At 66.4% G+C, this 19,074-nt stretch carries 18 protein-coding genes; 10 read left to right on the forward strand and 8 right to left on the reverse strand.

From position 1 onward, the window contains the following. Nucleotide 1 precedes the first annotated feature (1 nt). From glcF to M4578_RS14625, 4 genes are all read left to right on the forward strand, one after another. Nucleotides 2-1,294: a glycolate oxidase subunit GlcF gene (gene glcF / locus M4578_RS14610; RefSeq protein WP_258094024.1), complete on the forward strand. Its 1,293-nt coding sequence runs from the start codon at nucleotides 2-4 to the stop codon at nucleotides 1,292-1,294. A gap of 89 nt (nucleotides 1,295-1,383) precedes the next feature. After that, nucleotides 1,384-2,163, forward strand: coding sequence for a trypsin-like serine peptidase (locus tag M4578_RS14615; protein ID WP_258094025.1), 780 nt, complete (start codon nucleotides 1,384-1,386; stop codon nucleotides 2,161-2,163). Between the two features lie 29 nt (nucleotides 2,164-2,192). After that, nucleotides 2,193-2,981, forward strand: a complete 789-nt coding sequence (locus M4578_RS14620; protein WP_258094026.1) for a trypsin-like serine peptidase — start codon at nucleotides 2,193-2,195, stop codon at nucleotides 2,979-2,981. A gap of 143 nt (nucleotides 2,982-3,124) precedes the next feature. Then, the gene (locus tag M4578_RS14625) at nucleotides 3,125-3,601 is read left to right on the forward strand and encodes an Hsp20 family protein (protein ID WP_258094027.1); all 477 of its coding nucleotides are present in this window, start codon (nucleotides 3,125-3,127) and stop codon (nucleotides 3,599-3,601) included. Nucleotides 3,602-3,884: 283 nt separating this feature from the next. Here M4578_RS14625 and M4578_RS14630 read toward each other — a convergent pair whose 3' ends face one another. Next, complete coding sequence (locus tag M4578_RS14630) at nucleotides 3,885-4,076, reverse strand: glycine zipper family protein (RefSeq protein ID WP_258094028.1); 192 nt, start codon at nucleotides 4,074-4,076, stop codon at nucleotides 3,885-3,887. 319 nt (nucleotides 4,077-4,395) lie between these two features. Between M4578_RS14630 and M4578_RS14635 the strand changes: the two genes are divergently transcribed. Next, nucleotides 4,396-4,920, forward strand: coding sequence for a hypothetical protein (locus M4578_RS14635; protein ID WP_258094029.1), 525 nt, complete (start codon nucleotides 4,396-4,398; stop codon nucleotides 4,918-4,920). A gap of 221 nt (nucleotides 4,921-5,141) precedes the next feature. On the opposite strand, the gene M4578_RS14640 is transcribed toward M4578_RS14635, so the two are convergent. Then, nucleotides 5,142-7,301: an esterase-like activity of phytase family protein gene (locus M4578_RS14640; protein ID WP_258094030.1), complete on the reverse strand. Its 2,160-nt coding sequence runs from the start codon at nucleotides 7,299-7,301 to the stop codon at nucleotides 5,142-5,144. A gap of 95 nt (nucleotides 7,302-7,396) precedes the next feature. Then, the gene (locus tag M4578_RS14645) at nucleotides 7,397-8,185 is read right to left on the reverse strand and encodes an alpha/beta hydrolase (RefSeq protein WP_258094031.1); all 789 of its coding nucleotides are present in this window, start codon (nucleotides 8,183-8,185) and stop codon (nucleotides 7,397-7,399) included. Nucleotides 8,186-8,266: 81 nt separating this feature from the next. Between M4578_RS14645 and M4578_RS14650 the strand changes: the two genes are divergently transcribed. The 3 genes from M4578_RS14650 (at nucleotide 8,267) to M4578_RS14660 (ending at nucleotide 11,564) form a co-directional block, all read left to right on the forward strand. Then, nucleotides 8,267-9,748, forward strand: a complete 1,482-nt coding sequence (locus tag M4578_RS14650; protein WP_258094032.1) for an NAD-dependent succinate-semialdehyde dehydrogenase — start codon at nucleotides 8,267-8,269, stop codon at nucleotides 9,746-9,748. Next, nucleotides 9,745-10,113 carry a hypothetical protein gene (locus M4578_RS14655; RefSeq protein ID WP_258094033.1) on the forward strand — a complete coding sequence of 123 codons (369 nt, stop codon included), beginning with the start codon at nucleotides 9,745-9,747 and terminating at the stop codon, nucleotides 10,111-10,113. The genes M4578_RS14650 and M4578_RS14655 overlap by 4 nt, the downstream gene beginning before the upstream one ends. Before the next feature lie 248 nt (nucleotides 10,114-10,361). Then, a complete protein-coding gene (locus M4578_RS14660; RefSeq protein ID WP_258094034.1) occupies nucleotides 10,362-11,564 on the forward strand; it encodes an aminopeptidase P family protein in 1,203 nt (400 codons plus the stop codon). Between the two features lie 313 nt (nucleotides 11,565-11,877). On the opposite strand, the gene M4578_RS14665 is transcribed toward M4578_RS14660, so the two are convergent. Then, nucleotides 11,878-12,438 (reverse strand): hypothetical protein, encoded by a 561-nt coding sequence (locus tag M4578_RS14665; RefSeq protein ID WP_258094035.1) that lies wholly within the window; start codon nucleotides 12,436-12,438, stop codon nucleotides 11,878-11,880. A gap of 234 nt (nucleotides 12,439-12,672) precedes the next feature. Here M4578_RS14665 and M4578_RS14670 point away from each other — a divergent pair, with 234 nt between their 5' ends. Together M4578_RS14670 and M4578_RS14675 are read left to right on the forward strand one after the other, a co-directional pair. Further along, nucleotides 12,673-12,939, forward strand: a complete 267-nt coding sequence (locus M4578_RS14670; protein ID WP_258094036.1) for a hypothetical protein — start codon at nucleotides 12,673-12,675, stop codon at nucleotides 12,937-12,939. Nucleotides 12,940-12,948: 9 nt separating this feature from the next. Then, nucleotides 12,949-13,566 (forward strand): DUF1523 family protein, encoded by a 618-nt coding sequence (locus tag M4578_RS14675; protein ID WP_258094037.1) that lies wholly within the window; start codon nucleotides 12,949-12,951, stop codon nucleotides 13,564-13,566. A 46-nt stretch (nucleotides 13,567-13,612) separates the two neighbouring features. On the opposite strand, the gene M4578_RS14680 is transcribed toward M4578_RS14675, so the two are convergent. The 4 genes from M4578_RS14680 to M4578_RS14695 are packed head-to-tail and all read right to left on the reverse strand — an operon-like array spanning nucleotide 13,613 to nucleotide 19,029. Continuing rightward, nucleotides 13,613-14,563, reverse strand: coding sequence for a nuclear transport factor 2 family protein (locus tag M4578_RS14680; protein WP_258094038.1), 951 nt, complete (start codon nucleotides 14,561-14,563; stop codon nucleotides 13,613-13,615). Then, entirely contained in the window at nucleotides 14,564-15,433 is an 870-nt protein-coding gene (locus M4578_RS14685) for a dimethyl sulfoxide reductase anchor subunit family protein (RefSeq protein ID WP_258094039.1), read from the reverse strand. After that, nucleotides 15,434-16,183 carry a 4Fe-4S dicluster domain-containing protein gene (locus M4578_RS14690; RefSeq protein ID WP_258094040.1) on the reverse strand — a complete coding sequence of 250 codons (750 nt, stop codon included), beginning with the start codon at nucleotides 16,181-16,183 and terminating at the stop codon, nucleotides 15,434-15,436. Then, nucleotides 16,180-19,029, reverse strand: a complete 2,850-nt coding sequence (locus M4578_RS14695) for a molybdopterin oxidoreductase family protein (protein WP_258094041.1) — start codon at nucleotides 19,027-19,029, stop codon at nucleotides 16,180-16,182. Before M4578_RS14695 ends, M4578_RS14690 begins: the two co-directional genes overlap by 4 nt. Nucleotides 19,030-19,074: the final 45 nt, after the last annotated feature.

A 19,074-nucleotide genomic window follows, 5' to 3' on the forward strand; every position in this document is an offset into this window, starting at 1 on the left:
CATGCAGACGAATTTCACCGAAGAGCAACTCAAGGATCCGGGCATCGCCCGCGCCAACGAGATCCTGCGCGCCTGCGTGCATTGCGGGTTCTGCACCGCGACCTGCCCGACCTATCAGGTGCTGGGCGACGAGCTCGACAGCCCGCGCGGCCGGATCTATCTCATCAAGGACATGCTGGAGAACGCGCGGCAGCCGGACGAGAAGACCGTCAAACATATCGACCGCTGCCTGAGCTGTCTGGCCTGCATGACCACCTGCCCCTCGGGGGTGCATTACATGCATCTGGTCGATCAGGCCCGGGCCTATATCGAAGCGCGCTATCAACGGCCCTGGAGCGACCGCGCGCTGCGCTGGCTGCTGGCGCGGATCATCCCCTATCCGGGGCGGTTCCGGCTGGCGCTTCTGGGCGCCAAGCTGGGCCAGCCGTTCAAGGGGCTGATGCCCGACGCGCGGCTGCGCGCCATGCTGGACATGGCGCCCCAGACCATCCCGCCGGTCAGCCGCAACGACGATCCGCAGAGCTTTGCCCCGCAGGCGCCGCGCAAGAAGCGCGTGGCGCTGATGACGGGCTGCGCGCAGAAGGCGCTCAACACCGACATCAACGATGCGACGATCCGCCTGCTGACCCGGCTGGGCTGCGAGGTGGTGGTGGCGAAGGGCGCCGGCTGCTGCGGCGCGCTCACCCATCACATGGGCAAGGAGGGCGACAGCCACGCTTCGGCGGCACGCAATATTCGCGCCTGGGGCGCCGAACTCGACGGTGCGGGGCTGGATGCCATCGTGATCAACACCAGCGGCTGCGGCACGACGGTGAAGGATTACGGCCACATGTTCCGCAACCAACCGCTGGCGGCTGAGGCGGCGCGGGTCTCGGTGCTGGCGATGGACATCAGCGAGCTGCTCATGCAGCTCGATCTGCCCGAGGGCGGCGACAAGGGGCTGCGCATCGCCTATCACGCGGCCTGTTCCTTGCAGCACGGCCAGCAGATCAAGACCCACCCCAAGACGCTACTGAAGCGCGCCGGCTTCGAGGTGGTCGAGCCCGCCGACAGCCATCTGTGCTGCGGCAGCGCGGGCACCTACAACCTGTTGCAGCCCGAGATTTCCGCCCTGCTCAAGGCCCGCAAGCTGCGGACGCTGGAGGCGAAAAGCCCCGATGTGATCGCTGCCGGGAATATCGGCTGCATGATGCAGATCGGTTCGGGCACCGGGATTCCGATTGTGCATACGGTGGAACTGCTCGACTGGGCGACGGGGGGGCCGAAGCCCCCGGCCCTGGTGGCGGCGGACTGAGTGCTGCCCATTGCGCCGGAAAGACGACCTTCGCCCAATTTTTGACAAAACTTCCGGTTAACTCCCTCTAGGAGAAAGAGGGGACACCGGTGCGGGCATTTCTGGCATTGATGGCGATCTGCCTGGCGACGGCCGTGTCGGCCGAAAGCGGGCTGTTTTCCATGCAGAGCCGCGAGGACGGCCGGATGTGGGAGGCGGTGGGCCGCCTGGAGCTGGCGGGCAAGGCGTTCTGCACCGGCGCGTTGATCGCGCCGGATCTGGTGCTGACCGCCGCGCATTGCCTTTACGACGCCGCCAGCGGCGCGCCGATTCCGGTCGATGAGATCCAGTTTCTCGCGGGCTGGCGCAACGGGCGGGCCGCAGCCTATCGCCGTGTCCGGCGCGCCATGGCGCATCCCGAATACGATTTCAACGCGCCGGCCAGCCCCGAGCGCGTGCGCAAGGACATCGCGCTGATCAAACTTCAGCTTCCGATCCGCAACACCACGATCCTCCCCTTCGCCACCGGGCCGCATCCGCAGACCGGGGCCGAGGTCAGCGTGGTCTCCTATGCGCATGACCGCTCGGAGGCGCCGTCGCTTCAGGGCTATTGTGAGGTTCTCGACCGGCAGCGACGGATGTTCGTGCTGTCCTGTCAGGTCGATTTCGGCAGTTCCGGATCGCCGGTCTTTGCCTATGCCGACGGGGTGCCGCGGATCGTCTCGGTGATCTCGGCCAAGGCCGAGGCCGACGGGCGGCCGGTGTCTCTGGGCACCGAACTCGAAGACTCCCTTGCCGTGCTGCGCGCCGCCATGGCGGCGGACGGGGTTCGGCAAACCGTCAGCGCCGGCGAACGGCGGGATACGGGGGCGAAATTCATAAAGCCCTGACATATCTCGCCGCGCTCGTTCTGGCGCTCTTGTCCGCCCTGTCCCCGGCGGCGGCGCAGCAGCGCACGGTTTTCGACGTCATGGACAACCGCGGCGCGTTGCTGGGCTGGGAGGCGGTGGGCCGTCTCGATCTGCCCGGAGGATTTTGCACCGGTGCGCTGATCGGGCGCGATCTGGTGCTGACCGCCGCGCATTGCGTCTACGATACGGAAACGGGCCAGCCGCGACCGGCGCAGGGCATGATGTTTCGGGCGGGTTATCACCGGGGATCGGAGATCGTCGCGCGGCGGGTCGCGCGTTGGGTTGCGCCCGAAGCCTATGAGGCGATCATGCGGGGTGGCGGGTCGCCGACCACGGGGGCCGCTGTGGCGACCGATGTCGCGCTGCTCAAGCTCGAAAGCGCGGTGTCGAGCGCCGAGGCCGATCCGTTCCGCGTGCATGAGGACTCCGCCGACGGCACCCGCGTCAGCGTGGTCTCCTACGGTCGCGGTCGCGAAGAGGTGCTCTCGCGCGAGCCCGACTGCCAGATGACCCGGCGCTATCGAGGCGATATTCTGGGCTTCGACTGCGATGTGACCTTCGGCTCGTCGGGTGCACCGGTCTTTGTGCGCGAAGACGGGCGTCTGCGCATCCTGTCGGTGATCTCCTCTGGCACCGCCAGCGGCGAATCCTATGGCCCGAGCCTGCCGAGGCTGGTTTCGGAACTGTCCGGCCGTCTGATGCGGGCGGAGTCCCGCCCCAAGGTCACGGCAGGCGCCAAGCGCGTCATCGTGGGCGGCGGGCGCGAGGCATCGGGCGCGCGTTTCGTGCGGCCCTGACGGCGCAGGTCTTGAAACCCCAAGAGCGCTTTCCCACGTAACTTGCATCCGGGGTGCCTGTCTGGGCCCCGGTTCTCTGCAAGCCGCCTGTCCCATGAGGGGAAGGCGCATCAGGAATGGTATCGCTCAATGGAGGATGACCCATGCGTCACTTTGATTTCGCACCGCTTTACCGCGCAACCGTCGGTTTCGACCAGATCGCCGACATGATGGACCGGGCACTGTCCAGCGACGGGGCCCAGCCCAGCTATCCGCCCTACAATATCGAAAAGACCGCCGACGATGCCTATCGTATCTCGATTGCCGTGGCCGGGTTCTCGGACGAGGATCTGTCGGTCGAGATGAAGGAGCATCAGCTCGTCGTCTCCGCCCGCAAGGCCGAGGAAGACGGCGGCAAGACCTATCTGCATCGCGGCATCGCCACCCGCGCCTTCGAGCGCCGCTTCACCCTCGCCGATCATGTGCGCGTCACCGGCGCCACGCATGAGAACGGCATGCTGCACATCGACCTCAAGCGCGAGATTCCCGAGGCGCTGAAACCGCGCCGGATCGCCATCGCGCGGGCCAGCGGTGCACCCGCCATCGAAAAGGATGTGGTGGACGCCCAGGCTGTGAACTGAGCCTGTTGCCATATCAAGCAAAGCCCCGGTTTGAGCCGGGGCTTTTTCGTTTGCGCATTTGGCCTGCGGTGATCTGGAAATCTGCCCTGCGCCGGTCCGATCTGGGAGGCCGGCAGGGCGCGGCAGGCGGGCCTGTCTACTGGGTCTTTCACCGTCGCACGGCACGAGCCTTCCGGCGCTTCGACGTGAACCGTTGTGGCGAGAGACGCGGGCCTCCCTCCAAGGGGCTTCGTTTGAAACGCTTTCGGACGCGGATGGTGTGCGTCAGTGGTTCCCTGACTGCCTAGTTGGTCAGGACACCGACGCCCGCTCCGACGATGGCGCCCTCTACGCAACGCCCCTCGACCAGAACTTCGCCCGCTGCGCAACCGATAACGGCGCCCACGGCGGCGCGCTCGAGATCCGTGTCGGCTTTGATGCATGCGCCAAGCCCGAGCGTCGAGGACGCCGCGATAAGGGTGATTAGTCTTCGCATGTTCAAGTCCCCTTCAAAGCCATTTGGTCAGGCGATCAGTTTGCACAGATTACAGCCGCGCGAAATATGATCTGCATCAATTTTCCAAAGACGGCTTCGAAGCTGACATGGGCCACACCTGGAGCCCGTGGCAACCTCTCGAACACGCCTCGGCAGGGGGCGGTCTCGTATCCGCGGGCCAGACAGGTGTCATCGGCCCAGCGAGATGTTTCGGCGAGACCGCGGCGGCAAGGCCGCAACTTGCATTCCGGTGGCATTTCGCGGGATACGGCGGCGCAACACCCTCCTCTGGGCGGACCACTGAAAATCGGGTGCCTCAATGCCTCAGACCGACCATCTCAAGACCGATTGTTCAAAATGCGCAGCGCTTTGCTGCCTTGTGCTGGCCTTCGACAAGGGCAAGGATTTCGCCTTTTCCAAGAACCCCTGCGAGCCTTGCCGCAACCTTTCGGGGCACAGGTGCTCGATCCACGACAGGCTCACGCAGGAAGGGTTTTCGGGCTGCGTCGCCTATGATTGCCTGGGGGCCGGAAACCGTGTCGTTCAGGAGGTATTCGCCGGCCAGTCCTGGCAGACGGATCCGCGCCTGACGCGGGTGATGATGGAAGCCTTCTCGGGCATGTGTGAGGTGCACAAGCGCATCGACCTGCTGCGCGTCGCCGGGACCCTGCCGCTGGACCCGCGCGAAGACCAGATACGCCGGGAGTTTCTCGAACGCCTCGAGGAGCACCGCTGGAGCGGGTCCGAGCTCAATGATTTCGAAGTGGGTCTGGCGCTGGAGATCGACATCTTCCTCCATGCGATCCGGAAATATCTGCCCGCAGGCTCCCCCATCGCATGGTGATGGGCCGGAGCCGGAGCTTTGCCAAGCTGAACACCGCTGCCGTCCTTGCGCAGCCGGTCAGGCAGGGCGGGCGCCAACGGGCCCTTCGCGGCAACGCCGGATGCCTTCCGCGTTCGTGACTTGGTCTGCCGGGCCTTTGAGCGCAGCACAACGCTCTGCACGAATCCAAAGCGCCCCGCAGCATCCTGCGGGGCGCGTCTTTGTCGTAGCAGGCGAAGAGATCAGTCCAGCTTGAAGGACCAGAAGAAGGTCTCGCCCGAGCTGTCGTCCACGCCGTCGTTGTCGGTCGAAACATAGACGGTGCCGTCTGCGGCAATCGCCAGACCCTCGATCTTGTCGACCACATAGCCGTTCCAGCTTTGCAGGTCGGGGATCAGGTCGCGGACCTCTTCCTTGGTGACCACCGGCAGCTCTTCACCGATCTTGCCCGGCACCATCTCGGCGGCGGGGATGCGGTAGATCTTCTTGGTCACCGCGGCTGCGCCGATCTGGTTGTCGCGCTCGATCACGTAGAACCAGTCACCATGCGCCACGATCTCGGACAGGCCGACCCAGCCGGTGGCGGGCTCTGCCTTGGGGTAGAGCACGGCGCCCCATTCCTTGGTGTCGGTGTTGTAGGAGACAAGCTTCACGTGGTTCTTGGGGTCGCCGCCCCATTCACGCTGCACCGCCATCCACAGCACGTCGCCGACCTTGGTGATGCCTTCGAAGCCGAAGCGCTTTTCACCGGCCAGCAGCTCGGCGGGCAGGCCCAGCTCTTCCTTGATCGCGCCCTTGGCGTTCACGTGGTAGAGCGCATGCGGGATCACGCGGTCGGTACGGCCCTCGGAAGCAACCCAGAAACCGCCCTCGCCGTCGGTGGTGATGCCTTCCATGTCGAGCTTCTGCGCCGGATAGCCCGCGCGGGTCACGCGCAGCGCCTTGGTGATCTTCGCCGGGGTCTGCGACGGGTCGATGGTGAAGATCGTCGGCTGGTAGCCGTAGAAGCTGTCGTTGACCGCATAGACCATGCCGTCCTCGCCCGCGACCATGCCCGAGATCGCGCCCCAGCCAATCAGCTCATCAGCCCCGGCGGAGGTCAGCGTCGGGTATTGTGCGGCACCCTCGGCATATTCGTAAAGCATCACATGGCTGCGCACGCCACCGTCTTCGATCAGGTCGGCCTCGTTCGCGGTGGCCAGCAGGTTGCGGCCGGGGATCGCGACGGCGCCTTCCGGGGCGATGCCCGACGGCAGGATCTGCTTGAGCACCGGCGCCGCAGGGTCGGTCATGTCATAGACGCCGACCACCGAGCCGCGCTCGGACAGCAGGAACATGAAGGGCGTGCCGCCGAAGGTGGCGACTTCCATGCCCTCGGGTTCCACACCCTTGGCGTCGGAGCGTTTGTCCGGGTAGTGGCCGGCCTCGATCACCGCGTATTCGAAGCTGGTGCCCGCCTCGTAAACCTCGGTGCCGTCCTTGTTGAACACGGTGAAGCCGCGCGAGCCGCCGTCCATGTCGCCTTCGTTGGCGATGGCGAAATGGCTGTCGTCGATCCACTGCACCGAGTCGGGTTCGCGCAGGCGGCCCGGCTGGCTTTCGGTGAAGATCAGCGCGCCGCGCTCGTCGGTGGCGTCGATGCCGGTCAGGTCAACGGACCCGGCGGAGAAATGCGACAGCACCTCGCCGGCCTTGTTCAGCACCACCATGTGGTTGTTTTCCTGCATGGTGACGACGATCTCGCCCAGATCGTTCACATCGACGAATTCGGGCTCGGGATCTTCCGGCGCGATCTCGGCGAGGCCGGTCACATCGGCTTTCACCAGGCTGTCGCATTGCGCCATGCCGTCGGCCAGATCGAGGATCGCCACGTAACCGGCGGGCATCTGCGGCACGCGGCCGTCGCCCAGATCCTCGTCGCGCTCGTTCTCGATGGCGATGGTGACAAAGCTGCCGTCCTTGGCGAGCGCCACCGAATCCGGCTGGCCGCCGAGATCGCATTCGCCCGCGACCTCACCCGACAGCGCGTCGAGCACCACCAGCTTGCCCGACGGATCGGTGTAGCTTTCCGAGGTGTTCACGCCGACAAAGGCGGTGGTGCCGAGGATCGCGACCGAGGTCGGCTCGCCGCCCATGTCGATGTTGCCCAAGGGTTTCGGCGCCTTGGGGTCGGTGATGTCGATACGGCCGATCACACCCAGCGGGCTGTCGGTATAGACCAGGGTCATGCCGTCTTCGGTGGCATAGATGATCTCGGCCGAGGTTTCGCGGGCGGTGTCTTCGCCTTCGGCCATGTTGAGCGGCGTGGCAAAGCTGGCAATGCGGTTGAAATTCATCTCGGCGGCGGCGGCATGTGCCGACAGCGCGAGCGCCGAGGTGAGGCAGATCGTGCGGAATGTCATGGAATGTCCCCTGTTGGTTCCGCGCATCGCCTTGGAACCCGAGGGTAACGCCCGTGTGACACCGCTGTTACAGATTTGCGAAAGCCCCCAGCTTTTCAGCCCAGCAGGGTGGCGGTCATGTCGCTTTCGGGGTGTGCCAGCCCGTCGATGACATTGAAATGATGTCTTTGCGGGTCGATGACCAGCCCGCAGCCCCAGCCCTCCGCCAGCCAGCGCGCCTGGTCGATGAAGGCCGGGCGTTCCTCCGCTCCGACCCAGACGGTCACGGGCACCTCCGGCGCGGCCATGGCCAGCGGGCTTTCGGCCCAGGCCTCTGCCGCGTCGAGCCTCAGCTTGGCGTTCATGCCCGTCTGCATCAGCGGTCGCAGATCCGCGAGCGGCGAGATCGGCATCACATGGTCGATCCGTTCCGCCACTGGCTCCGGCAGCAGGCCCGGCGCCAGCATGCGCGCGACCAGATGGCCGCCCGCCGAATGGCCCGCCAGCCGCAGCGGTCCCGGCACCTCTGCCGCCGCAACGGTTACCGCCTGCGCGATCTGCCGGGTGATCTGCGCAATCCGCACCGTCGGGCAAAGATCGTAAGAGGGCAGCGCCACTGCCCAGCCGCGCGCCACCGCCCCCGCTGCCAGATGCGACCAGTCCTCGCGCCCGAAGGCCATCCAATAGCCGCCATGCACAAAGACCATCAGCCCGCGCGGTGCGTCGTCGGGCAGGAACAAATCCAGCGCCTCGCGCGCGCCGCTGCTATAGGGCAGCCCGCTTCGCAGCCGCCCTTGTGCCGCCCGCTCCGCGCGATAGGCCGCCGCCGCGGCGGCCCAGCGAGGGGGATAGGTTTCGGCCTGCGGAATATGGGGGCCGTTTGCATAGGCGTCGCTCAGGTCCATGGCTTTTCTCCGGTCTGGTACTAGACTTTCGTGCTATCTGATGCTCTGCCCGGTGCAGCAGCGAAATTCTAGGAGGATGTCATGCTCGATCACACCGCCACCAACCTTGCCGCCCGTCTCGACGATCCGAGCCTCCTCAAGACCCAGGCCTATGTGAACGGTGCCTGGATCGACGGCGCCTCCGGTACGTTCGAGGTGACCAACCCGGCCCGTGGCGACGTGATCGCCGAGGTTGCCGACCTGTCCCGCGCGCAGGTGGCCGAGGCCATCGACGCCGCCTATGCCGCGCAGAAAGACTGGGCGGGCTGGACCGCCAAGGAGCGCGCGGTGGTGATGCGCAAGTGGTTCGATCTGATGATGGCGAACCAGAAGGATCTGGCCACCATCCTTACCGCCGAGCAGGGCAAGCCGCTGACCGAGGCCATGGGCGAGATCTCCTATGGCGCCAGCTTCATCGAGTTCTTCGGTGAAGAGGCCAAGCGCATCTATGGCGAGACCATCCCCGGCCACCAGCGCGACAAGCGCATCATGGTGATCAAGCAGCCCATTGGCGTGGTGGCCTCGATCACGCCGTGGAACTTCCCCAACGCGATGATCACCCGCAAGGCCGGCCCGGCGCTGGCCGCGGGTTGCAGCTTTGTCGCCCGTCCCGCCGAGGACACGCCGCTCTCGGCGCTGGCGCTGGCGGAGCTGGCCGCGCGCGCGGGCATCCCGGCGGGCGTGTTCAACGTGGTGCCCGGCACCGCCGCTTCGGAGATGGGCAAGGAGTTCTGCGAGAACGGCAAGGTGCGCAAGATCACCTTCACCGGCTCGACCCAGGTGGGCCGCATCCTGCTGCGTCAGGCCGCCGATCAGGTGATGAAATGCTCGATGGAGTTGGGCGGCAACGCGCCCTTCATCGTGTTCGACGATGCCGATCTGGATGCCGCCGTGGAAGGCGCCATCATGTGCAAGTTCCGCAACAACGGCCAGACCTGCGTCTGCGCCAACCGCATCTATGTGCAGGCCGGTGTCTATGACGCCTTTGCCGAAAAGCTGACGGCGGCGGTGGCCAGGATGAAGGTGGGCGACGGGCTGGAAGAGGGCACCGACCTCGGCCCGCTCATCAACCAGGATGCCATCGCCAAGGTGCAAGACCACATCGCCGACGCCAAGGCCAAGGGCGCGCAGGTGGTGCTGGGCGGTGGCGACGTGGTGCAGGGGCCGGGCAATTACATCGCGCCCACCATCGTGACCGGCGCCACCAAGGAGATGATGTTCTCGACCGACGAGACCTTCGGCCCGCTGGCACCGCTCTTCAAGTTCGAGACCGAGGACGATGTGATTGCGCTGGCCAATGACACGATCTTCGGTCTGGCCTCGTATTTCTATGCCAAGGATCTGAGCCGGGTCTACAAGGTGGCCGAGGCGCTGGAATACGGCATCGTCGGGGTGAACACCGGCATCATCTCGACCGAGGTGGCGCCGTTTGGCGGCGTCAAGCAATCGGGCCTTGGCCGCGAGGGCAGCCACCACGGCATCGACGATTTCCTTGAAATGAAATACGTCTGCCTGAGCGTATGAGCCCGGCGCGCGAGGATTTTCTCGCGTCCGACCCGGCACCGGGCGAGGAGCAGCTCCTTGCCTGGCTCAATGCCGCGCATCGTGGCGGCGGCACGCCCTGGCTGACCCGCGATCAGGCGCAGGCGCTGGCGCGCTATGCGCTGACACGCGGCGAGGGGGTCCGCATGATGGAGGCCGCCGCCTTCACCATGCACGAACCGCCGCGCGACATCGCGTGGGAGATCCTCGGTGCCGATGCGCCCGGCGAGAACTGGGACGATCATCGCGACCCGGACAGGGCCTTTGCCCTGTTCCAGAGCAAGCTGCGGCTTGCCGAACGCGACGGCGCCCGGCTGCAATACAAGCTCTGGCTCGGGCATCCCTGACACGCCTTCATCTTTCCGGAAAATACTCCCGCCGGAGGCGTCCGGTCCCGCCACGCGGTACGTTGCCGGGCCGCAGGCACCCCCTTGCCAAATCGCGCGCGAGGCAGCATCGTCCGTTCCGGGCAGGCGATGGCGTCGCCGGTGCCGAATAGGCACGCCCGACCTCACCCGTCCTGAACGCCGGGATCTTGCTTTGCCAGCGCGGCAGGGTCGGATTCCGCCCGCCGCGCCTTCGAAGGAGGGCCGAAATGGACCGCCCCGCATTTTACCGTTTTCATCAGGGGCCGCGCGTGCTGCCCTTTACGTCCGAGGAATACGACGCCCGCCTTGCCGGGCTGCGCGCCATTATGGACGAGATGGGCGCCGAGGCCGTGGTGCTGACCTCGATGCACAATATCGCCTATTACTCGGGCTTTCTTTATTGCAGCTTCGGACGCCCCTATGCGCTGGTGGTGACCGAAACCGAGAGCGTCACGATCTCGGCGGGCATCGACGCCGCGCAGCCCTGGCGGCGCTGTCATGGCGACAACATCACCTATACCGACTGGGCGCGGCATAATTACTGGCGTGCCATCCTCTCGGTCACCGGCGAGGGCAAATCCATCGGTTACGAGGCCGACCACCTGACGCTGGCGCAGCGCGAGCTGCTGGAGGATTTCCTGTCGCCCGCCGTCACCGTCGACATCGCCGCCGCGACCATGCGGCAGCGGATGCACAAATCCCCCGCCGAGATCGCGCTGATCCGGCAGGGCGCGCAGGTTGCCGATGTCGGCGGCTACGCGATCCGCGACGCGGTGCGCGCGGGCCTGCGCGAGATCGACGTGGCGATGGCGGGTCGCGACGCGATGGAGCTGGAGATCGCCAAACGCTTTCCCGAGGCCGAATATCGCGACACCTGGGTCTGGTTCCAGTCCGGCATCAACACCGACGGGGCGCATAACCCGGTGACGGGCCGGGTGCTGGAACGCGGCGATATTCTCTCGCTCAACGCCTTCCCGATGATCTCGGGCTATTACACGGCGCTGGAGCGCACCATGTTCGTTGGCGAGGTCGATGTCGCCTCACTGAAGATCTGGGAGGCCAATGTCGCGGCGCATGAGTATGGCATGAGCCTGCTGAAACCGGGGGTGAGCTGCGCCGCCGTCACCGAGCAGATCAACGCCTTCTTCGCCGAGCGCGATCTGCTGCAATACCGCACTTTCGGCTATGGCCACAGCTTCGGCGTGCTGTCGCATTACTACGGGCGTGAGGCGGGGCTGGAGCTGCGCGAGGATATCGACACGGTGCTGGAGCCCGGCATGGTGATCTCGATGGAGCCGATGCTGACGATTCCCGAGGGCACCCCCGGCGCGGGCGGCTATCGCGAGCACGACATTCTGGTGATCACCGAGGACGGCAGCGAGAACATCACCGGCTATCCCTACGGGCCTGGGTTCAACGTGGTGGGCTGACCGCCGCGCGGCAGAGGCGCCTGACGGGATCCGTCAGGCGCATTTCTTCTGCCAGATCTTCGAATCTGTCGCGAACCGGGTCTTGGGCGCAGTCGCGATCCGAGCGCGGTTCGGCGACCGTCTCAAAGCCGCTGCGCCAATGGGATACCGCTGCGCCGGTATCGGCCTGAAGCGCCTTGCGCGCGGGGCGTGGGCGACACGATGCGAAGGAGCCCGAATCACGACACCTTCCATATTGTCTGGATGGAAGGTGTCGCAGGGTTTTGTTGCGCTTGCGCTTAGGGGTAGACGCTTGTTGGGCGTATGTGACCGCTCAGGAGCCGAAACTTGCCATGGCGGCAAAGTCCATCGCTTCGAGCAGCGTCTTGCGGGTCTCCGCGTCCGGCCCCTCGACCTGGATCAGAATCCGGTTGGCGATCAGCCCCATGGTCTGGTCGTCCTGGATGGCGAATTTCTGGCGCCCGATCCGGTCGGTCTTCAGCCCCATCGCGCCGGCATTGGTGATCATTGCCGACATGCTGGCGACGATCGGATTATCCGCGAACATCTGGATGCGATAGCTCTCGCCGCCCGGTGCGACGTAATCGGCCTCGGCCGCCACGCCGCCGCCCATCATCGTCATGGCCGCATTCGCCTCGTCGTTGACCTCACGCGTCCAGCCTTCGGGCGCTTCGGGCAGGAAGGCGCCAAGCGCGTCGGTCTTCATCTCCAGAAGCTTGGAGCGGGCGAAGTCCAGCTCTTCGAGCGCATATTGCACATCGCCCGATTCATAGGCCTCGATGGCCGATTGCAGCGTGTCGGTGATCTCGTCGGCCAGTGCCGGTGCGGCAAGGCAGAGGCTGAAGGGAAGGGCAAGAAGAATGCGGGGGGACATGGGAAGCCTTTGTCTTAGAATGATCTGTGGCCGCACGATGCCGGAGAGCCGGGCCATCGGCAAGGTGCGGAAATCCCGACCGTGCCGCGGTTTCGCGCAGGGGCGCCCCGCCGCGCCGGCCCGTGGCGGAGGCGGGGCGCCTTGGCGTTTTCCGCCGGGCAGAGGTTGATTTTCGTGGCGTGACGGGTCAGGTGAAGAGCGGGTTCACGGACGGCCCGGCCTCAGGGAGCGCAGATGCTGGCCCTCGCACGGTTTCTCGGAATCGGGTTCATCGTTCTGACGGTGATCTATGTGGCGCTGTCGCTCTGGTCGCGCTCGGTCCGGCGGCGCAAGCTGGAGCTCGCGTGGGACGAGGCGCAGGGCCCGGGCCCGCGCGACCGCTTTGTCGAGGAGGGGCTGAAGGAATACGATCATTCTCTGCGCCGCAAGCTGATCCTGGGCGTGTATATCCTGCCGCTTTGCCTTATCGCTCTGATCACCTATCTGACGAATTTCTACTAGGGGGCCGCCATGCGCTATGTGAAATGGGTTGTCATTCTGCTGTTCTGGACGCTGGTCGCGGCCTTCCTGCATTACACGCTGCCGCAGCATGACATCGCGCGGATCACCGACACCTACGAGAAACGGATCGATCCGGGGTCGAACCACTGGTTCTGGAGCAAGGCGGATTCGGGCGAAAGCACCGCGGTGACGGGGCGCGACGTGTTCTTCATCCAGACCCGGCTGAACAACGACAAGGTGATGGTCTACCGCAACGAGGATACCGGCTGGAGCTGGCCGCCCTATTTCAAGTTCGACACGTCGAACCTTCAGGCCGAGGCCGCCGATCTGCGCTCGACCGCCGCCGCGCCGCAATGGGTGGCGATCAAGCATTACGGCTGGCGCAACGAATTCCTGTCGATCTATCCCAACGCCATCAGCCTGAAGCCGGTGGACGGGCCCGATGCGCGGATCATTCCGTGGATGAACATCATCCTGCTCACGCTGCTCGTGGCATTCTGCTGGGCGGTCTATGTGCGCTGGCGCCGGTTCCGCGAAGCGCGGATCGACCCGGTTCTGGACGAGATGGGCGACAATCTCGACGATGCCGGTGGTTGGCTGAAAGGGCTGTTCAAGCGGTCCCGCTAGGCAACTCGGGTTCGCCCGCGGGCACAGGCGCGGGGAACCGAATGCGTCAGCCCCCGGTGGCCCGCAGGATCTGCGCCCAGACGCCCGGCGCGTCGTAGAGGGTCCATTCCCGGCGCAGCCCGTCGGGCCCGAACTCCGCCTGTGTCATGCCCAGCACCGTGACCTCGGCGCCGGTGGGCGTGCCAAAGGCGCCATAGCCGTCATGCCGCCCGGTGAGCGTCCAGCGGATCGCGGCGCGCGGTGGCGACAGGGGCTCTTCGGCGCCCAGAAGATGCGCGACCTCGAAACGGGCCGAGGGGAAGGCAGCGCGCAGCGCCAGCCAGAAGGCTTCGGCCTCTGCCGGGCCGCTGCCGGTCGCGGCGCCGGGGTGGAACAGCTCGGCCGCCGGATCGTAATGGCGTGAGATCGTCGAAAGATCGCCGCTCATCAGGCGGTGGATCAGATCGCCGAGCGTATGGCCCCAGGCATCGTCACTGCCCTGTCCGGGGTCGGGCAGTGGCGTCGCCCCGGTCTCGGCCATTTGCGCCAGACGCCAGCGCGCGCCTTCTTCCGGCGTCACGCCGATCTGCGCCAGAATCGCCGCCTCGTCGCGCAGCACCCATTCGGCGCGCAGCCTGTCCGAGACACACCAGCTTTCGCTCATCGTCAGGTAGCGGAGGGCCTTGCCGCTGGGGGGCCCGTAAAGCCCCGGCCCGTCATGCCGCGCGGCGCAGTGAAACCGCTGCGCGGCGACAAACGCATTCTGTGCCGAGGGCGCCCAGAGCATCTCTTCGCTCACCAGTGCAAGCCCGGGCAGCGCCGCCAGCCGCGCCGCCAGCGCGGTGCCCGCCGCCTCCAGCCCGAGCAGCGAACTCGCGCCGTCGGTCACGAGGATGTCGGGGGCCAGATATTCGGGAACGCGGTCCAGCCGCCGCCCCTCCGCAAGATCCCGGCGCAAGGCGTCGAGATACTCGGCGGCATCCTGCCAGCGGGCATCGAACCCGGCGAGAAAGGGCACTCAGCGCCTCCCGTAATAGAGGCCCACAACGTGTTCGGCCTCGGCAAAAAACAACCAACGCGAGACAAGCACGCCGGTGGCGTGCGAGACAAGGGCCAGCAGCCCGAAAAGATGCGGATGGGGGAGTTGCAGCAGCCCAAGCGGCAGCAGCGACATGAGCAGCAGCGCGATGACCCGCAGCTTGCGCGCGTGGCGGCGGCCGACCACATAGACCATCTCGTCGAGCAGGTAATTGCTGCCCGTGTGCGGCGGAAACAGCGCGCGGGGCGTGCCGGATCCGCCGAGGCCGGTGGCGGTGGCGAGCGTGGTGCCGCTGCGGGCGAACCGCTTGTCGCCGTCCCACCAGACCCAGAGTTGCAGCGCGCCCGAGAGGGCGAGCATCGCGCTTGCGGCGATCACCCTGCCGGACAGCAATGCGCCGCCGGTCAGGGCGAGCGCCAGGAACAGCGCCGGTGTCGACCAGTGGTGCCAGCGCGGCACCGTTTTGAGCTGGGCATAGATCATCGCCGTGGCGCCCACGGTGGCCAGTGCCAGCGCGGCGCCCAGCCAGCCGAGCGGCGGCACCGCGATTCCGAAAAGCAGGAGCAGCGCGTAGAGGCCCGTCACACTCAGGCTTGCCGCCGCGCCCCAGGCCTCGCGCGAGAGCCAGCTCGTGCGCCATTGCGAAAAGGCTTTGAGCGCGCGTTCGCGGTGGTGCAGGTGAAAGCTCGATGCCGCCAGCCCGCCAAGCGCCAGCGCATAGGCGATGGCGAAGAAGACGAAGGCCACCCAGCCGGTCGGCGGGGTCGGGTCGATGCCGAGCCAAACCAGCAGGCCGAAGCCGAGTCCCGAGAGCGTGGTGAAGAGAATGATCGAGCGGGCCGGGTGCATTCAGAGCTTTCCCAATGTGCGGTCGAGCCAGCCGAGAAAGCCCGAGGGGTCTTCGGCGACCGGGTCGAGGAATGGCGCCAGCACATCGGTTTCACCGCTCCAGCTATCGCGGGGGCGCGGGGGCAGGTATTTGTTGACCGGCCGCGTGCCCTGTTCCGGCATCAGGTCGATCCCGCCGCGCGCGGCGACCAGTTGCGACACCGCGCTTTCGGGATCGCCGAGATCGCCGAAATGCCGGGCGCTGGCCGGGCAGGTGCGCACGCAGGCGGGTTCGCGGTCTTCTTCGGGGAGGGTTTCGTTGTAGATGCGGTCGACGCAGAGGGTGCATTTCTTCATCACCCCCGCCGACGGATCCATTTCCCGCGCGCCATAGGGGCAGGCCCAGGCGCAGAGGCCGCAGCCGATGCAGGCGTCTTCGTTGACCAGAACGATGCCGTCCTCGGCGCGTTTGTAGCTGGCACCGGTGGGGCAGACGGGCACGCAGGGCGGGTCTTCGCAATGCAGGCAGGATTTCGGGAAATGCACATGCTGCGCGGGGCCGTTCTCGGGCACGACCTCATAGCTGTGCACGCGGTTGAGGAAGGTTCCGGAGGGATCGGCGCCATAGGCATCGCTGTCGGAGAGCGGGGCGCCATAGGCCTGATCGTTCCAGCCCTTGCAGGCCACGACGCAGGCGTGACAGCCGACGCAGGTGTCGAGGTCGATCACCAGGCCGAGTGTCTTGCCGGTTTGCGGGGGCAGGGCGGTCATGAGGCGCCGCCTTCTTCCGGCGGTGCATCTGGTGCGGTTGTTTCTTGAGTATTTGCGGAAAGATGAAAGCCGGGGATCGGCGGGAAGACGGGGAGCGCTTCGTCGGGGGCGGCGGATTTCTCCAGCCGGACGCGAAGGTCGAACCAGGCGGCCTGACCGGTCACCGGATCGGAATTGCTCCAGCGCATCCCGTCGCCGCGCTCGGGCAGCAGCTCGTGGATGAGGTGGTTGAGCAGAAAGCCCTTGGTGGCCTCGGGCGCCTCTGGATCGAGGGCCCAGGCGCCCTTGCGCTTGCCGATGGCGTTCCAGGTCCAGACCGTATCCTTGTTGAGCGCGGCCATATGCGCGGCGGGTACGGTGATTTCCCCATGCGAGGAGATGACGCGCACCCAGTCGCCTTCGGAGAGGCCCAGCTTTTCCCACCAATAGGTCGGCAGGTAGAGCGGGTTCACCCCGTGGATCTGCCGTAGCCAGGCGTTCTGGCCGCCCCAGGAGTGATACATCGCCATGGGGCGCTGGGTGAGCGCATGAATGGGATATTCCGCCGGATCCTCGAAGGCATCGGACATGGGGGCGTACCAGACCGGCAGCGGGTCGAGCGTGGTGGCGATGCGCCCGCGGAGATGGGCCGGGGGCTGCTGCGGGGTCTTGCCCTCGGCGGCGCGCTGGAAGCGGCGCAGGGGCTCGGCATAGAGCTGGAGCAGATAGGGCCGGGGGCTGTCGAGGAGACCGAAGGAGACCGCCCAGTCCTGATAGGCGCGGTTCCAGGGTTTGTAATAGGCGGCCTCTTCGGGCAGCGGCGCGGTGAACACGCCGCCGTTGTTGATATAGCTGTCGATCTGCGCGGCGTTCGGGTCGCCGCGCCCGTGGGTCAGCCCGTGCGGGCCCATGCGCCAGCCGGCGAGCGGGCCGATCCCGGGCTTGCGTTCGTGGTTGGCCATGTAATCGGCGTAATCGGCATAGACCGGCTGGCCATGCGCGTCGGCCATGCCCGGCAGGCCGAGCCGGGCGCCGAGGTCGAGCAGCACCGACTGGAAGGGGCGCACGTCGCGGTCGGGCGCGATCACCGGCCAGCGGATGGCATCCGCCGCCGCGTCCGGTTCGGAAATCGGGCGGTCGAGCAGCGAGATGCAGTCGTGCCGTTCGAGATAGGTGGTGTCGGGGAGGATGAGATCGGCATAGGCGACCATCTCGGACCGGTAGGCATCGGAATAGATGATATGCGGGATGCGATAGGCGCCGGTCTCGTCCGTTGCGGTCAGCATCTCGATCGTGCCGCGGGTGTTCATCGACGAGTTCCACGCCATGTTGGCCATGTAGAGGAACAGCGTGTCGATGCGGTAGGGATCGCCGGCCACGGCGTTGGAGATCACCATATGCATGAGCCCGTGCGCCGAAAGCGGGTTTTCCCAGGTGAAGGCCTTGTCGATGCGCGCGGGGCTGCCGTCGTCCTTCAGCGCCAGATCCTCGGGCCCCTGCGGATAGCCCAGATGCGGGCCGTCGAGGGGCTGGCCGGGGGTGGCGCGGAAATGCGGGCGGGGGTGGGCTTCGGCCGGTTTGGGGTAGGGCGGCTTGAAGCGGAAGCTGCCGGGGGTTTCGACCGCCCCCAGCAGGCTTTGCAGCAGATGCAGCGCGCGGCAGGTCTGAAACCCGTTGGAATGGGCCGAGATGCCGCGCATGGCGTGCATGGCGACGGGGCGGCCCGGCATGGTCTCGTGGCGCTTGCCGCGAAAGTCGGTCCAGGTGCGGGGCAGGACAACGGGTGTGTCGAAGGCGGCGCGGGCGAGTTCCGCCGCCACGCGCCGGATCTGGCCGGGCGCGATGCCGCAGCGTCCGGCCACCTTTTCCGGGGCGAAGGCGGGGTCGAGATAGCGTTCGGCGATCAGATGCATGACCGAGCGGTGCGTGACCCCGGCGCGCCGGAGCCGGCCGCGCAGATCGGGCTCCACCCCGGCGCCGTCCCAGGGTGCCGGTTTGCCGGTGCGGCGGTCGATCACCAGCGGGTTTCCTGCCTCGTCGCGCAGGAAAAGGCCGAAATCGGAAGATTTCGGATCGGTATTCAGCAGCACCGCTGCATTGGTGAACCGAGCGAGGAAGTCGAGGTCGATCCGCCCCGCGCGCAGCAGTTCATGTACCAGCGACAGGATGAAGAGCCCGTCGGTGCCCGGCGTGATCCCCACCCATTCGTCGGCAATCGCGTTATAGCCCGAGCGGATCGGGTTCACGCCGACGATCTTTGCTCCGCGCGCCTTGAGCTTTGCCAGACCCATCTTGATCGGGTTGGAATCGTGGTCCTCCGCCACGCCGAAGAGCAGCAACAGCTTGGCGTGCTCCCAGTCGGGCGACCCGAACTCCCAGAAGGATCCGCCCAGCGTATAGATCCCCGCCGTGGCCATATTGACCGAGCAGAACCCACCATGAGCGGCGAAGTTCGGGGTGCCGAATTGCTGGGCCCACCAGCCGGTGAAGCTCTGCGACTGGTCGCGCCCGGTGAAGAAGGCGAGCTTTTCAGGCGCCGTCTCGCGCAGGGGTTTCAGCCAGGAGACCGCGGTTTCCAGCGCCTCGTCCCAGGAGATTTCCTCGAACATGCCCGAGCCGCGCGGTCCCACCCGCCGCAATGGCGCGCGCAGGCGCGAGGGCGCGGTGACCTGCTTCAGCCCCGCCGAGCCCTTGGCGCAGAGCACGCCGCGATTGACCGGGTGGTCGCGGTTGCCCTCGATATAAGAGACCTGACCCCCCCGGAGATGCACGTTGATGCCGCAGCGGCAGGCGCACATGTAACAGGTGGTCTGCCGGACCTCGTCCGAGACGCGCGGGGCCAGGTCGATATGCGGCTCGTCCGTCATGCGGCGGCGGGGTCTCCTCTTGCGATATACGCCCTTTCCCGAGCC

Source organism: Salipiger pentaromativorans, from assembly GCF_024721115.1.
GTDB lineage: Bacteria > Pseudomonadota > Alphaproteobacteria > Rhodobacterales > Rhodobacteraceae > Salipiger > Salipiger pentaromativorans.

What these genes read in the sequence shown, in the direction of transcription:
- M4578_RS14650 (WP_258094032.1), top strand. Translation starts at nt 8,267, where the DNA reads ATGCTCGATCACACCGCCACCAACCTTGCCGCCCGTCTCGACGATCCG.
- M4578_RS14665 (WP_258094035.1), bottom strand. Translation starts at nt 12,438, where the DNA reads ATGTCCCCCCGCATTCTTCTTGCCCTTCCCTTCAGCCTCTGCCTTGCC.
- glcF (WP_258094024.1), top strand. Translation starts at nt 2, where the DNA reads ATGCAGACGAATTTCACCGAAGAGCAACTCAAGGATCCGGGCATCGCC.
- M4578_RS14635 (WP_258094029.1), top strand. Translation starts at nt 4,396, where the DNA reads ATGCCTCAGACCGACCATCTCAAGACCGATTGTTCAAAATGCGCAGCG.
- M4578_RS14660 (WP_258094034.1), top strand. Translation starts at nt 10,362, where the DNA reads ATGGACCGCCCCGCATTTTACCGTTTTCATCAGGGGCCGCGCGTGCTG.
- M4578_RS14670 (WP_258094036.1), top strand. Translation starts at nt 12,673, where the DNA reads ATGCTGGCCCTCGCACGGTTTCTCGGAATCGGGTTCATCGTTCTGACG.
- M4578_RS14645 (WP_258094031.1), bottom strand. Translation starts at nt 8,185, where the DNA reads ATGGACCTGAGCGACGCCTATGCAAACGGCCCCCATATTCCGCAGGCC.
- M4578_RS14685 (WP_258094039.1), bottom strand. Translation starts at nt 15,433, where the DNA reads ATGCACCCGGCCCGCTCGATCATTCTCTTCACCACGCTCTCGGGACTC.
- M4578_RS14625 (WP_258094027.1), top strand. Translation starts at nt 3,125, where the DNA reads ATGCGTCACTTTGATTTCGCACCGCTTTACCGCGCAACCGTCGGTTTC.
- M4578_RS14640 (WP_258094030.1), bottom strand. Translation starts at nt 7,301, where the DNA reads ATGACATTCCGCACGATCTGCCTCACCTCGGCGCTCGCGCTGTCGGCA.
- M4578_RS14655 (WP_258094033.1), top strand. Translation starts at nt 9,745, where the DNA reads ATGAGCCCGGCGCGCGAGGATTTTCTCGCGTCCGACCCGGCACCGGGC.
- M4578_RS14675 (WP_258094037.1), top strand. Translation starts at nt 12,949, where the DNA reads ATGCGCTATGTGAAATGGGTTGTCATTCTGCTGTTCTGGACGCTGGTC.
- M4578_RS14695 (WP_258094041.1), bottom strand. Translation starts at nt 19,029, where the DNA reads ATGACGGACGAGCCGCATATCGACCTGGCCCCGCGCGTCTCGGACGAG.
- M4578_RS14690 (WP_258094040.1), bottom strand. Translation starts at nt 16,183, where the DNA reads ATGACCGCCCTGCCCCCGCAAACCGGCAAGACACTCGGCCTGGTGATC.
- M4578_RS14630 (WP_258094028.1), bottom strand. Translation starts at nt 4,076, where the DNA reads ATGCGAAGACTAATCACCCTTATCGCGGCGTCCTCGACGCTCGGGCTT.